The organism is Brevibacillus invocatus, assembly GCF_003710915.1.
GTDB lineage: Bacteria > Bacillota > Bacilli > Brevibacillales > Brevibacillaceae > Brevibacillus > Brevibacillus invocatus.
Map to the genome: position 1 here is coordinate 22,792 of NZ_RHHR01000033.1, position 14,801 is coordinate 37,592.

Consider the following 14,801-nt stretch of genomic DNA (forward strand, 5'->3'; position numbering starts at 1 on the left):
GGGGTTTTTCTGTAGGAAAGGTCCCCCTCGAAGAGAAATGACCAGCTTCTTCGAGAGGGCTTGATAGGAGAAGCTTTTCCTGCAGGGGTTCGATCATTGTTGGTTCTGTTGTCGAGGGGGATGAGAGCCTTAGGTATTTTCGTTTTCCGGCACAAAATAAACCAACCTACCTCTAATAGGCTGCGACAGAGGTTTTCTTATCGATGAGAGAAGGTGGAATTTACATGGCAGATCACTACTACACCAATAAGCCGGGCGCTGCGCATGATGAACAGCATTTCACTTTTGATTTGCGAGGACATGAATTTCATTTCACTACGGATGCGGGTGTCTTTTCGCGGGATCGTGTTGATTTCGGCAGTCTTTTGCTCATCGAGAATATGGAAATACCCAAACAAGCACGCGTGCTGGATGTGGGATGTGGTTACGGTCCCATTGGGTTGACAGCAGCCAAGCTTGCGGATGAGGGCAAGGTGACGATGATCGATGTCAACGAGCGAGCAGCAGATTTGGCACGTCGCAATGCTGAGCGAAATGGAATTCGTAATGTAGAGATTCGTGTCAGCGATGTCTACAGCGCGGTGCAGAATGAATCGTTTGATGTGATTCTGACCAATCCACCGATTCGAGCCGGTAAGGAAATTGTCCACCGCATTTTTACAGAGGGATACGAGCTGCTAGCTGATGGCGGAGAAATGTGGGTGGTCATTCAGAAAAAGCAGGGCGCTCCGTCAGCTTTGAAGAAATTGCAGGAGACCTACCGGCAAGTAGACGAAGTGGATCGTGAGAAAGGCTATTCCATTTTCCGCGCAGTGAAATAGTCAAGGACAAAACTTTAGAAAAGTTTTCTTGACGCGAATATTCCATTATGATAGTATTATAAAATGTCAATATGGGATAAATGTCTATTTTTCAGCAATTCCCTTTCTGTCAAGCACTTTCTCGCGTTTTGCTAAAAAGAGGAATGCGCGAGTAAAAACATGGGAATTCTATTAAAATAGAGTTTCTCTGGGTTAAAAATGGTATTGCTGATTTAACCCATTTTTCATTTTTAGGTATTCGTCTGCTTGTTAGGTTGCCGAATGCCGAGTTTCTATGTGTGAAAACACAACCTGAGGGGTGAATAAGTTGGCAGGTAAAGTGATTCAAAGTGGCCGACATCGCCAGCGTCGTACGTATTCACGTATTAACGAAGTGCTGGGCCTTCCAAATCTCATCGAGATTCAGCAGAAGTCCTACCAATGGTTCCTCGATGAGGGACTGCGTGAGATGTTCCAGGACATTTCACCGATCCAGGACTTTACGGGCAATCTCGTGCTGGAGTTCATTGACTACAGCTTGGGAGAGCCGAAGTATGACGTTGACGAGTCGAAAGAACGTGACGTCACCTATGCGGCGCCTCTGCGTGTGAAGGTACGTTTGTTGAACAAAGAGACGGGAGAAGTGAAGGAGCAAGAAGTCTTCATGGGGGATTTCCCGCTCATGACTGAAACGGGAACCTTCATTATTAATGGGGCTGAGCGCGTTATTGTCAGCCAGCTTGTTCGTTCCCCCAGTGTATATTACAACACAAAAGTGGACAAAAACGGTAAGCAGACGTTTACTGCTACTGTCATTCCGAACAGGGGTGCGTGGCTGGAGCTGGAGACAGATGCGAAAGACGTGATCTATGTCCGCATCGACCGTACGCGTAAAATCCCGGTAACGGTTCTTTTGCGTGCACTGGGCTTTGGCTCTGACATTGAGATCCTCAATTTGCTGGGTGAAGATGAGTACATCAAGAATACGCTGGAAAAAGACAACACCGACTCTACGGAAAAAGCGCTGATCGAAATCTACGAGCGCCTGCGTCCGGGTGAGCCGCCGACTGTAGACAATGCGAAAAGTCTATTGGTCTCGCGTTTCTTTGATCCGAAGCGTTACGACCTGGCTTCTGTAGGTCGTTATAAAATGAACAAAAAGCTTCATTTGAAAAATCGCCTCTACAATCAGCGTCTTGCTGAAACATTGGTTGATACCGCTACAGGTGAGATTCTCGCTGATGCTGGTCAAGTGATTGATCGCCGTGTGCTGGACCGTATTGTGAATGCACTGGAAGAGAACGTTGGTTTTATTGATGTTCGTACGCATGGTGGAGTTCTCGAAGAAGATACGATTCACCTGCAATCGATTAACATATTCTCCCCGATTGAGGACGGAAAAGTCATCAAAGTGATCGGTAACGGGAATGTGGAAAAATCGATCAAACACATTACGCCTGCAGATATCGTGGCGGCAATCAACTATTTCATGAATCTCCTGCACGGTGTAGGAACGACTGACGATATTGACCACTTGGGCAACCGTCGTCTGCGTTCTGTGGGTGAGCTCTTGCAAAACCAGTTCCGTATCGGTTTGTCCCGTATGGAGCGCGTGGTTCGCGAGCGTATGTCCATCCAAGACCAGAATCAAATCACACCGCAAGCTCTTATTAACATCCGTCCGGTGATTGCTTCACTGAAGGAGTTCTTTGGTAGCTCGCAGCTGTCTCAGTTTATGGATCAGACCAACCCGTTGGCTGAGCTGACGCACAAGCGTCGCCTCTCCGCACTCGGTCCTGGTGGTTTGACGCGTGAGCGCGCCGGCTTTGAAGTGCGTGACGTTCACCATTCCCACTATGGCCGCATGTGTCCGATTGAGACGCCGGAGGGTCCAAACATTGGTTTGATTAACTCCCTGTCTTCGTTTGCGCGAATCAACGATTACGGCTTTATCGAAACACCTCGCCGTAAAGTCGATCCGGAAACAGGATTTGTTCTTACTGACATCAGCTACCTGACTGCGGACGAAGAGGATGTCTTCAACGTCGCACAGGCGAACCAACCACTCGATGATGACGGTCGTTTCGTCAATGACATGGTTATTTGCCGACGCAAAGGTGAAATCCTGAGCGTTCCACGCGATAAGGTAGACTTCATGGACGTATCGCCGAAACAGGTTGTTTCTGTCGCGACTGCGCTCATCCCGTTCCTCGAGAACGATGACGCAAACCGCGCGTTGATGGGTTCCAACATGCAGCGGCAGGCTGTTCCGCTTTTGATTCCGCAGGCACCGTTTGTCGGTACCGGTATGGAGCACAAAGCAGCACAAGACTCTGGAGTCGCGATCGTGGCGAAGCATCCTGGTCAAGTTGAACGTGTAACAGCTCGCGAAATTTGGATCCGTCGTTACAAAGAGATCGACGGCAAGCAAGTTGCTGGTGATCTCGACAAGTACAAATTGCACAAGTTTATCCGTTCCAACCAAGGTACTTGCGTCAACCAACGCCCGATCGTGAATCGCGGTGATTGGATTGAAAAAGGAGATATCGTTGGTGACGGTCCGTCCACAGAAAAGGGCGAATTGGCTCTCGGACGCAACGTGATTGTCGCGTTTATGACCTATGAAGGGTACAACTACGAAGATGCGATTTTGCTGAGTGAAAAACTGGTGAAGGATGACGTGTACACGTCTATCCATATTGAAGAGTACGAGTCTGAAGCTCGCGATACCAAGCTCGGTCCGGAAGAAATCACACGTGATATTCCGAACGTGGGTGAAGACGCTCTGAAAAATCTGGACGAACGTGGGATTGTTCGCGTAGGTGCGGAGATCCAGGACGGCGACATTCTGGTGGGTAAAGTGACGCCTAAAGGTGTGACTGAACTGACAGCAGAAGAACGTCTCCTCCATGCGATTTTCGGTGAGAAAGCTCGCGAGGTTCGCGATACTTCTCTGCGTGTACCTCATGGTGGTTCCGGAATCATCGTAGACGTCAAGGTGTTCACACGTGAAAACGGCGATGAATTGCCTCCGGGCGTCAACCAACTCGTCCGTGTCTACATCGCCCAAAAACGGAAAATCTCCGTGGGTGACAAAATGGCGGGACGCCACGGTAACAAAGGGGTTATTGCCCGTATCATGCCTGAGGAAGATATGCCATTCCTGCCAGATGGTTCTCCAGTAGAGATCGTACTCAACCCATTGGGCGTACCTTCTCGTATGAACATTGGTCAGGTATTGGAGACTCACCTCGGTATGGCGGCTAAGCTTCTGGGTATCCACGTCGCTACGCCGGTATTCGACGGAGCGCGTCAGCACGAAGTATTTGAAACCTTGGAAGAAGCCGGCTTGGACCGCGACGGTAAAACCATCCTGTACGATGGTCGTACAGGTGAACCGTTTGATCGTCGTGTAACAGTCGGGTGCGTATACATGCTGAAACTGGCTCACTTGGTAGACGACAAGATTCATGCCCGTTCTACCGGACCATACTCTCTCGTTACCCAGCAGCCATTGGGTGGTAAAGCTCAATTTGGCGGACAGCGTTTCGGGGAGATGGAGGTTTGGGCATTGGAAGCTTACGGTGCAGCCTACACCTTGCAGGAGATCCTCACCGTCAAGTCGGATGATGTGGTCGGTCGCGTGAAGACGTACGAAGCGATCGTCAAGGGAGAAAACGTACCGGAGCCAGGCGTTCCAGAGTCGTTCAAGGTATTGATCAAGGAACTGCAAAGCTTGGGTATGGACGTGAAAATCCTGTCCGGTGACGAGCAGGAGATTGAAATGCGAGAAATGGAAGACGAGGATGAGGGCAATGGCGAAAAGCTGAACCTCGTGCTTGAAGGTGGAAGCTCGGAAGCAGAGTAAGATTCCGGTACAAAGGGAGGTAACGCCCTGTGATAGACGTGAACAACTTCGAATATATGAAGATCGGCTTGGCTTCCCCCGATAAGATCCGTTCGTGGTCTTTCGGGGAAGTGAAGAAGCCGGAGACGATCAACTACCGTACATTGAAACCGGAAAAAGACGGCTTGTTCTGCGAACGCATCTTTGGACCAACCAAGGACTGGGAGTGCCATTGCGGAAAATACAAGCGCGTTCGTTATAAAGGTGTCGTGTGCGATCGTTGTGGCGTGGAAGTGACTCGCGCCAAAGTACGCCGTGAGCGGATGGGGCATATTGAACTGGCTGCCCCAGTCTCTCACATCTGGTACTTCAAAGGGATTCCTAGCCGTATGGGCTTGGTTCTCGACATGTCCCCGCGTTCCCTGGAAGAAGTGATTTATTTTGCATCTTATGTAGTCACGGATCCAGGTGATACCCCGCTCGATAAGAAGCAGCTGCTCTCCGAAAAAGAGTATCGCAATTATCGTGAGAAATACGGACATTCTTTCCAAGCGATGATGGGTGCAGAAGCGATCAAGCGTCTGCTGGCTGAAATCGATTTGGACAAAGACGTGGAAACGCTGAAGGAAGACCTGAAAACAGCTCAAGGACAGCGTCGCAATCGCGCGATCAAGCGCCTTGAAGTGCTGGAGGCATTCCGCAACTCCGGCAACCACCCTGACTGGATGGTGCTGGATGTACTGCCGGTTATTCCACCGGAGCTTCGCCCGATGGTTCAGCTGGATGGTGGACGTTTCGCTACCTCCGACCTGAACGACCTGTATCGTCGCGTGATCAACCGGAACAACCGTTTGAAGCGTCTCCTGGAGCTGGGTGCTCCTGACATTATCGTACAAAACGAAAAACGCATGCTGCAGGAAGCTGTCGATGCGTTGATCGATAACGGACGCCGTGGTCGTCCGGTAACTGGCCCAGGGAACCGTCCGTTGAAATCTCTCAGCCACATGCTGAAAGGTAAGCAAGGTCGTTTCCGTCAAAACCTCTTGGGTAAACGCGTTGACTACTCCGGTCGTTCCGTTATCGTTGTCGGACCGAACCTGAAAATGTATCAGTGCGGTTTGCCGAAGGAAATGGCATTGGAGCTGTTCAAGCCGTTCGTGATGAAAGAGCTGGTCTCCAAAGGACTCGCTCACAACATCAAGAGCGCAAAACGCAAGGTCGAGCGCGTTCAACCAGAGGTTTGGGACGTACTCGAAGACGTGATTCGTGAGCATCCAGTGCTCTTGAACCGCGCCCCCACCTTGCACCGTCTGGGTATCCAGGCTTTTGAACCTGTATTGGTGGAAGGTCGTGCGATTCGTCTGCACCCACTCGTATGTACCGCTTACAACGCGGACTTCGACGGGGACCAGATGGCTGTTCACGTTCCGTTGTCTGCTGAGGCGCAAGCAGAAGCTCGCATCCTCATGCTGGCAGCTCAAAACATCCTGAACCCGAAAGATGGTAAGCCGGTCGTTACTCCATCTCAGGACATGGTACTTGGTTCGTACTACCTGACACTGGAGCGCGAAGGCGAAAAAGGGGAAGGTACCGTTTATCGTGATCCGCATGATGCGATTGCGGCATATCAACAAGGCTTTATCAGCCTGCATACGCGTATCGCATTGCCGGCTAAGCGCCTGAGCAAAACCAGCTTCACTGAGAAACAAGAGGAAGCACTACTGGTTACCACTGCAGGTAAAGTGATTTTCAATGAAATTTTCCCTGCGGATTTGCCGTTCATTAACGAACCGACCAAGAGCAATCTGCAAAACATGGTGCCAGACCAGTACTTCATTTTTGATAAAGGCGTCGATGTGAAGGAGTTCATCAAGAATCTCCCGGATAGCGGCGCAGTGAAAAAAGGCTTCCTGGGTACGATCATCTCCGAGTGCTTCCGTCGCTTCGGTACGATGAAAACCTCCATGATTCTTGACAAGATCAAGGAACTGGGCTTTACGTACTCCACAAAAGCAGGTATTACGATTGCCGTAGCGGACATCGTGGTGCCTGAGAAGAAGAAAGAAATTCTTGATGAAGCTGACCAAAAGGTTGCGACTGTCATGACGCAGTTCCGTCGCGGTTTGATCACTGAAGACGAGCGCTATGACCGCGTAATCTCCATCTGGTCAAAAGCCAAGGATGAAGTAACCGAAGTCCTGATGAAGTCGATGGATAAGTTCAACGCAATCTTCATGATGGCGAACTCCGGTGCCCGTGGTAACGTATCCCAGATTACTCAGTTGGCTGGTATGCGCGGTCTGATGGCCAACCCGTCCGGACGAATCATCGAGTTGCCGATCAAATCCAACTTCCGTGAAGGTCTGACCGTATTGGAGTACTTTATCTCCACGCATGGTGCGCGTAAAGGTCTCGCCGATACGGCGCTGCGTACAGCGGACTCGGGTTATCTGACTCGTCGTCTGGTAGACGTTGCCCAAGACGTGATCGTTCGCGAAAAAGATTGCGGAACCGACAAAGGTATTCGTGTTTCGGCGATCAAAGATGGTAAGGAAGAGATTGAAAAGCTGTCAGATCGACTTGTCGGCCGTACATGCTTTGAGACTCTGCGCCATCCGGTAACAAAAGAAGTTATCGTGGGTCGCAACGAGGAAATCTCGGAAGAGGTTGCCGAGTATATCGAAAAAGAAGGCATCACAGAAGTATATATTCGCAACGTACTGGCTTGCCGCACTCCTCATGGAGTCTGCAAACTGTGCTACGGTCGTAACCTGGCAACAGGTGCCGAAGTGGAAGTGGGCGAAGCGGTAGGAATTATCGCGGCTCAGTCCATCGGGGAACCTGGAACACAGCTGACCATGCGTACGTTCCATACCGGTGGGGTTGCCGGAGACGATATTACCCAAGGTTTGCCGCGTATTCAGGAGTTGTTCGAAGCGCGCAATCCGAAAGGTCAAGCGGTTATTTCTGAAATCGACGGGGAAGTCGTCGACATTCGTGAAGTAAAAGACCGTCGTGAAATCGAAGTACAAGGCGAAGCGGAAAACAAAGTGTACGCTGCTCCATACGGTGCACGTATCAAGGTATCTGTTGGTACGAAGCTGAATGCAGGGGATGAGCTCACGGAAGGTTCCGTTGACCCGAAAGAAATGCTGAAGGTTCGCGGCATGCGCGGTGTATCCAACTACATTTTGCAAGAGGTGCAAAAAGTGTACCGTATGCAGGGTGTGGAAATTAATGACAAGCACGTCGAAGTAATGATCCGTCAGATGCTTCGCAAGCTGCGAGTTATTGACAGTGGAGATACTGACCTGTTGCCTGGCTCTTATGTGGAAGTTCCAGAATTTGAGCAAGCGAACACGAAAGTACTTCTTGAAGGAAAAAGCCCAGCTGTGGGTCGTCCGGTTCTCTTGGGGATTACAAAAGCGTCCCTGGAGACAGACTCCTTCCTGTCGGCAGCATCTTTCCAGGAAACAACTCGCGTACTGACCGATGCTGCTATCAAAGGCAAGGTAGACCGTCTGCTAGGTCTGAAAGAGAACGTGATTATCGGTAAACTGGTTCCAGCAGGTACTGGTATGAACCGTTATCGCAATATCAAAGTGTCCAGTGTGGCTGACTATGAAGCAGAAGTAGCTGAAAAAGAGCAACAAGAAGCCGTTTCTGTAGAGTAAACCAGGAAAAACGTCCGTCTTATGGCGGACGTTTTCCTAACTAAATTTTTTAGTATACGGGCATTGACATCTAATAGCCTACCTGCTATTATATTCAAGTGTGCCTGACATCTGTACTTTGGAGGATATGATCATCATGTCTTATGAAAAAGTAGAGCGGGCCAAGGAGTTAACCATCGGAATCAAGCAAACGATTAAAGCCGTGGAAAACCAACAGGTTGAAGCGGTATATATCGCGAATGATGCTGATCGGCGTTTGACCCAAAAAGTCGAGCTCCTTTGCAAAGAGAAGGGTGTGCCAGTCATCCATGTGGATTCCATGCGCCGATTAGGCAAGGCGTGCGGGATCGAAGTGGGAGCGGCAACGGCCGCGATTAAAAAAAGTGGTTAACGATGTTTTTGTTTGGTTATTACACGTTGCGTAATACTGGACAAGAACTTTCTATTTGACCTCAAAATGACTCACCTGGATCTGTGGTCTTGAGATTGGGTATTAAGAAGGGAGGTAACATCATGCCTACAATTAACCAATTGGTGCGTAAAGGTCGCGAGGATAAGGTTGTGAAATCGAAGTCCCCAGCTCTTCAAAAAGGGTACAACAGCTTCAAGAAAAGCCAAACCAACCAAAGCTCTCCTCAAAAACGTGGTGTTTGCACTCGTGTAGGTACCATGACTCCGAAAAAACCGAACTCCGCGTTGCGTAAATACGCTCGTGTGCGTTTGACTAACGGAATCGAGGTAACAGCTTACATCGGTGGTATCGGCCACAACCTGCAAGAGCATAGCGTCGTGCTGGTGCGCGGCGGTCGTGTAAGAGACTTGCCAGGGGTACGCTACCATATCGTTCGTGGTGCACTTGACACTGCTGGTGTGAACAACCGTAAACAAGGTCGTTCCAAATACGGTACTAAACGTCCGAAGCCAGGTCAAGCAGCTGCAGCTGCGAAAAAGAAATAAGAAAGCGCCTGTGAAGTGGCGTAGATTTATATCGAAAAGAAGGAGGGAATACGATGCCTCGTAAAGGTCCTGTAGCTCGACGTGACGTGCTGCCTGATCCTATTCACAACAGCAAACTGGTTACTCGTCTGATTAACCGTCTGATGTTGGATGGTAAACGCGGTGTAGCTCAAAATATCCTCTACAACGCATTTGACATCATTCAGGAGCGCACAGGTCGCAATCCGATGGAAGTGTTTGAAGAAGCACTGAAAAACGTAATGCCAGTACTGGAAGTAAAAGCTCGCCGTGTAGGTGGTGCCAACTACCAAGTTCCAATCGAAGTAAAACCAGAGCGCCGCACCACTCTTGGTCTGCGTTGGATGGTGAACTACTCCCGTAACCGCGGTGAGAAAACGATGGAACAACGTCTGGCTAACGAAATCATGGATGCAGCTAACAACACTGGTGCAGCTGTGAAAAAACGTGAAGACACGCACAAAATGGCTGAAGCAAACAAAGCGTTTGCACACTATCGTTGGTAGAATCCAAAACGGGTGTCTGTTTTGGACACCCTTATCTTTTTACACTCGAGTATGGAAGGAGCACACCTAATGGCTCGCGAGTTCTCTTTGCCGAATACGCGTAATATCGGTATCATGGCTCACATTGATGCTGGTAAGACGACCACGACTGAGCGTATTCTGTTCTACACCGGTCGCGTTCACAAAATTGGTGAGACGCACGAAGGTGCGGCTACCATGGACTGGATGGAACAAGAACAAGAGCGCGGTATCACCATCACTTCTGCTGCTACTACTGCTCAGTGGAAAGGCCATCGAATCAACATCATCGATACGCCTGGACACGTAGACTTCACTGTTGAAGTTGAGCGCTCCCTGCGCGTTCTTGACGGTGCTGTTACCGTTTTTGACGCAAAAGGCGGTGTAGAGCCACAGACTGAAACCGTATGGCGTCAAGCTGACAAATACGGTGTTCCGCGTCTTTGCTACATCAACAAAATGGATATCCTCGGTGCTAACTTCGATATGTGCTTGGAGCAGATCAAATCTCGCTTGGGCGCGAATCCTGTTGCGATCCAATATCCAATCGGTGCTGAAGACCAGTTCAAAGGTATGGTTGACCTTATTGAGATGAAGGCGATCATCTACACGGATGACCTGGGTAAAACATCCGACGCTGTAGAAATCCCTGCTGACCTGAAAGACAAATGCGAAGAGCTTCGTCTGGCGTTGGTGGAGGCTGCTGCAGAACAAGATGAAGAGCTGATGATGAAGTACCTGGAAGGTGAAGAACTGACTAACGATGAAATTCGTGCAGCTCTGCGTAAAGGTACAATTGGAGTAAAACTCGTTCCGGTAATGTGCGGTTCTTCTTACCGTAATAAAGGCGTTCAGCCTATGCTGGATAACGTAGTTGCGTACCTGCCATCTCCAGTGGATATCCCTGCGATCAAAGGTACTTTGCCAGACTCCGAGGACGAAGTGACTCGTCCAGCAGACGACAACGGTCCGTTCTCCGCTCTTGCGTTCAAGATCATGACCGACCCGTACGTTGGCCGCCTGACCTTCTTCCGCGTGTATTCTGGCGTATTGAACTCCGGTTCCTACGTATTAAACTCTACGAAAGGCAAACGCGAGCGTGTAGGCCGCATCCTGCAAATGCACGCAAACCACCGCGAAGAAATCCAAACGGTTTACTCCGGTGACATCGCTGCCGCAGTAGGTTTGAAAGATACGACAACTGGTGATACTCTGTGTGATGAAAAGGCTCCTGTAATCCTGGAGTCCATGGTATTCCCAGAGCCAGTTATCCACGTCGCGATCGAACCAAAATCCAAAGCAGACCAAGACAAGATGGGTGTCGCCCTGTCCAAACTGTCTGAAGAGGATCCAACGTTCAGAACCCATACAGATGAAGAAACCGGTCAAACGATCATTTCCGGTATGGGTGAGCTTCACCTGGAGATCATTGTTGACCGCATGAAGCGTGAGTTCAAAGTAGAAGCGAACGTAGGTGCTCCACAGGTAGCTTATCGCGAGACATTCCGCAGTCAAGCGAAAGTGGAAGGTAAATTCGTTCGTCAATCCGGTGGTCGTGGTCAATACGGTCACGTTTGGGTTGAGTTTGCTCCGCTCGAACCAGGTCAAGGCTTCCAGTTTGAGAACAAAATCGTCGGTGGTGTAGTACCAAGAGAATACATCCCGGCTGTTCAAGCTGGTATCGAAGAAGCAATGAAAAATGGTGTTATCGCCGGCTTCCCGCTGGTCGATATCAAAGCTACTATCGTAGACGGTAGCTACCATGACGTTGACTCCTCCGAGATGGCGTTTAAAGTAGCAGGTTCCCTCGCTTTGAAAGAAGCTGCGAAAAAATGCGGCGCTGTCATTCTTGAGCCAATCATGAAAGTAGAAGTCGTTATGCCTGAAGAGTACATGGGCGACGTAATGGGTGACCTGAACTCCCGCCGTGGTCGCATCGAAGGTATGGAAGCTCGTGCAAACGCACAAGCGATCCGTGCAATGGTGCCACTGTCCGAGATGTTCGGCTACTCCACTGTACTTCGTTCCCGTACCCAAGGTCGCGGTACCTACTCTATGGAAATTGACCATTACGAAGAAGTACCGAAGTTCATCGCTGAAGAGATCATCAAGAAATCCAAAGGCGAATAATTTCCGTGCACGACTTTATTTGGAAACCAGAAAGGTTTACAATATGGAAGGGAAACCTGAGGTAGGGTAAACCTTTCTACAAACTATAAAACCCTTATATTTAAGGAGGCTTTAGCTCTCATGGCAAAAGAAAAATTTGAGCGTAATAAACCGCACGTTAACATTGGTACTATCGGTCACGTTGACCATGGTAAAACTACCCTGACTGCTGCTATTACAACTGTATTGGCACAACAAGGTAAAGCAAAAGCTATGAACTACGCTGCGATCGATGCTGCTCCTGAAGAAAAAGAGCGCGGTATCACAATCAACACAGCACACGTTGAGTACGAAACTGAAAACCGTCACTATGCTCACGTAGATTGCCCTGGTCACGCGGACTATGTGAAAAACATGATTACTGGTGCTGCTCAAATGGACGGAGCGATCCTGGTTGTATCCGCAGCTGATGGCCCAATGCCACAAACTCGCGAGCACATCCTGCTCTCCAAACAAGTAGGCGTACCTTACATCGTAGTATTCATGAACAAATGCGACATGGTAGACGATGAAGAGTTGCTGGAACTGGTTGAAATGGAAATTCGTGACCTGTTGTCCCAATACGAATTCCCAGGTGACGATACTCCAGTAATCAAAGGTTCTGCTAAAGAAGCTTTGGATAACCCAACTGGTGAGTGGGCTAAGAAAATCGCTGAGCTGATGGAAGCTGTTGACAGCTACATTCCAACTCCTGAGCGTGCAACTGACAAGCCTTTCCTGATGCCTGTAGAGGACGTATTCACCATTACTGGTCGTGGTACTGTTGCTACTGGTCGCGTAGAGCGCGGTGTAGTTAAAGTTGGTGACCAAGTAGAGATCGTAGGTCTCGCTGAAGAAACAAAAACTACAACTGTAACTGGTGTTGAGATGTTCCGCAAATTGCTGGATTCCGCTCAAGCTGGTGACAACATCGGTGCCCTGCTGCGCGGTGTTGAGCGTAAAGATATCGAGCGTGGACAATGCTTGGCGAAACCAGCTTCCGTTAAGCCTTACACCAAGTTCAAAGCAGAAGTTTACGTTTTGTCCAAAGAAGAGGGCGGACGTCACACTCCTTTCTTTGCTAACTACCGTCCACAATTCTACTTCCGTACAACTGACGTTACAGGTATCATCCAACTGCCAGAAGGCGTTGAAATGATCATGCCTGGCGACAACACTGAGTTCACCGTTGAACTGATCGCTCCAGTAGCGATGGAACAAGGTACTCGTTTCGCGATCCGCGAAGGTGGCCGTACAGTAGGTGCAGGCGTAGTAGCTTCCATCGAAGCTTAATTGCCTATACAAGAGAGACCCGACAGCTTTATGGTTGTCGGGTCTTTTTTTCATGCTTGGATTGATCGATTATTTCAATAACTGTGATCTAAATGATTCTACAGCAGGTGACAAGCGTGTTGTGCTACAATACCAACATTGATTTGGATTGGGGATAACACATATGAAGAATAAAGAAGGCCTATTATTCCTTATGCTGGCCGTTGTGGTCACTTTCTGGGGTCTTAATGTTGTAATGGTCAAATACTTGACTACATTTCCGCCATTATTTGTCTCATCATTGCGCATGACGCTTGCAGCTGCTTGTTTTCTTCCGGTTATTGCGGCGTACCACAAGAGTTTACGACTTTCCAAGGTGGATTGGATACTGCTAGCTGGAGTGGGGGCGACATCGATCGCGCTTCATCAAATCACCATGACGATTGGCGTGCAGTATACTACGGCTGGCAACGGGTCACTCATTCTCGGTCTCAATCCATTGGCAACTGGACTGCTTGCGATGCTGTTTTTGGGAGAGGGGATGACCTGGAGAAAGGCTTTGGGAATTGGGGTTGGATTTTCGGGGGTTTTGATTGTTGTCATCTCGCAGCATGGTGCTGTACAGATGAACGGCGTGGGCGATGCCATTATGTTTTTCTCCATGCTAATGTATGTTACAGGCGGACTGTTGATTCGCAAGCTGGTAATTCGTGGTGTTCCTGTATTGTTGATCACGGCACTGGCCCAGGTGTTTGGCATGGTATTTCTCTGGTCGGTGGCATTGGTGGATCAACCTGTTTCTTATTATATGAATATCGATATTAGCGGATTTCAGTGGCTGGTCATCCTGGCTTCAGCCGTCTTTTCTTCCGCTTTAGGTACGCTGGGCTGGAATTATGGCATACGACAGCTCGGAGCAAGCCGGACGGCTATCTTTTTAAATGGCATGCCGTTTGCCAGCTTGGTGTTTGCTGCGATCTTTCTGGGTGAACGGTTGCAGCTGGTACATCTGCTTGCGTTATTTATGATTGTGCTGGGCGTATATCTGGGGTCAAAAAAAATACCACAGCCAGCTATCGGCTCACCTGTTGAATCGACGACAAAAGCGTAGGGATCGCCCCTACGCTTTTGTGTTTCTGCTTACGCTTGCTCCCACTGGTTAACCATATGATGCGCAGTGATGCGAAGACGATCAAAGATATGATCTCGAATTTCACCTTCCAGCCCCGTTCGATCCATCGCTTCCTTCATACAAGCCAGCCATGCTTCTGCCTGGACAGTGCCAATAGGGAAGCGAAGGTGGCGGGCTCTTAGCATCGGATGGCCATGCTTTTCGGTATACAAGGTAGGGCCCCCGAGAAACTGTGTAAGGAACTGATACTGCCTTTCCTTCACTTCAGTAAAATCCTCAGGAAAAAGCGGAGAAATATCCGGGTGCTGCTTTACCAGATCATAAAAGGTATCAACAAGGCGAGCCAGTACTTCTGCTCCACCAATCAATTCATAAGGTGTTTTGCTCCAATCAGACATCTGTAAAGACCTCCTTTACTCACACATTCCA

Annotated in this window: 10 protein-coding genes; 9 read left to right on the forward strand and 1 reads right to left on the reverse strand. The window is 49.2% G+C overall.

Annotated elements, in window-relative coordinates; genetic code table 11:
• Positions 1–224: 224 nt before the first annotated feature.
• From EDM52_RS16805 to EDM52_RS16845, 9 genes are all read left to right on the forward strand, one after another.
• Positions 225–821 (forward strand): class I SAM-dependent methyltransferase, encoded by a 597-nt coding sequence (locus EDM52_RS16805; protein WP_122910116.1) that lies wholly within the window; start codon positions 225–227, stop codon positions 819–821.
• Positions 822–1,128: 307 nt separating this feature from the next.
• Positions 1,129–4,668, forward strand: a complete 3,540-nt coding sequence (gene rpoB / locus EDM52_RS16810; protein WP_122910117.1) for a DNA-directed RNA polymerase subunit beta — start codon at positions 1,129–1,131, stop codon at positions 4,666–4,668.
• 29 nt (positions 4,669–4,697) lie between these two features.
• Complete coding sequence (gene rpoC / locus EDM52_RS16815) at positions 4,698–8,321, forward strand: DNA-directed RNA polymerase subunit beta' (RefSeq protein ID WP_122910118.1); 3,624 nt, start codon at positions 4,698–4,700, stop codon at positions 8,319–8,321.
• A gap of 136 nt (positions 8,322–8,457) precedes the next feature.
• On the forward strand, positions 8,458–8,712 hold the full coding sequence (locus tag EDM52_RS16820) for a 50S ribosomal protein L7ae-like protein (RefSeq protein ID WP_122910119.1): 255 nt from the start codon (positions 8,458–8,460) through the stop codon (positions 8,710–8,712).
• A gap of 122 nt (positions 8,713–8,834) precedes the next feature.
• Complete coding sequence (gene rpsL / locus EDM52_RS16825) at positions 8,835–9,278, forward strand: 30S ribosomal protein S12 (RefSeq protein WP_122910120.1); 444 nt, start codon at positions 8,835–8,837, stop codon at positions 9,276–9,278.
• Between the two features lie 53 nt (positions 9,279–9,331).
• Positions 9,332–9,802, forward strand: coding sequence for a 30S ribosomal protein S7 (gene rpsG / locus EDM52_RS16830; RefSeq protein WP_122910121.1), 471 nt, complete (start codon positions 9,332–9,334; stop codon positions 9,800–9,802).
• Positions 9,803–9,871: 69 nt separating this feature from the next.
• Complete coding sequence (gene fusA / locus EDM52_RS16835; protein ID WP_122910122.1) at positions 9,872–11,950, forward strand: elongation factor G; 2,079 nt, start codon at positions 9,872–9,874, stop codon at positions 11,948–11,950.
• Positions 11,951–12,070: 120 nt separating this feature from the next.
• Positions 12,071–13,261, forward strand: coding sequence for an elongation factor Tu (tuf, locus tag EDM52_RS16840; protein WP_122910123.1), 1,191 nt, complete (start codon positions 12,071–12,073; stop codon positions 13,259–13,261).
• Positions 13,262–13,424: 163 nt separating this feature from the next.
• Positions 13,425–14,351, forward strand: coding sequence for a DMT family transporter (locus tag EDM52_RS16845; RefSeq protein ID WP_122910124.1), 927 nt, complete (start codon positions 13,425–13,427; stop codon positions 14,349–14,351).
• A 29-nt stretch (positions 14,352–14,380) separates the two neighbouring features.
• On the opposite strand, the gene EDM52_RS16850 is transcribed toward EDM52_RS16845, so the two are convergent.
• Entirely contained in the window at positions 14,381–14,770 is a 390-nt protein-coding gene (locus EDM52_RS16850) for a globin domain-containing protein (protein WP_122910125.1), read from the reverse strand.
• Between the last annotated feature and the right edge of the window lie 31 nt (positions 14,771–14,801).

Excerpts from the sequence above, each read along its gene's own strand:
- fusA (WP_122910122.1), top strand. The coding sequence starts at position 9,872 with ATGGCTCGCGAGTTCTCTTTGCCGAATACGCGTAATATCGGTATCATG.
- EDM52_RS16850 (WP_122910125.1), bottom strand. The coding sequence starts at position 14,770 with ATGTCTGATTGGAGCAAAACACCTTATGAATTGATTGGTGGAGCAGAA.
- EDM52_RS16805 (WP_122910116.1), top strand. The coding sequence starts at position 225 with ATGGCAGATCACTACTACACCAATAAGCCGGGCGCTGCGCATGATGAA.
- rpsL (WP_122910120.1), top strand. The coding sequence starts at position 8,835 with ATGCCTACAATTAACCAATTGGTGCGTAAAGGTCGCGAGGATAAGGTT.
- rpsG (WP_122910121.1), top strand. The coding sequence starts at position 9,332 with ATGCCTCGTAAAGGTCCTGTAGCTCGACGTGACGTGCTGCCTGATCCT.
- tuf (WP_122910123.1), top strand. The coding sequence starts at position 12,071 with ATGGCAAAAGAAAAATTTGAGCGTAATAAACCGCACGTTAACATTGGT.
- EDM52_RS16820 (WP_122910119.1), top strand. The coding sequence starts at position 8,458 with ATGTCTTATGAAAAAGTAGAGCGGGCCAAGGAGTTAACCATCGGAATC.
- EDM52_RS16845 (WP_122910124.1), top strand. The coding sequence starts at position 13,425 with ATGAAGAATAAAGAAGGCCTATTATTCCTTATGCTGGCCGTTGTGGTC.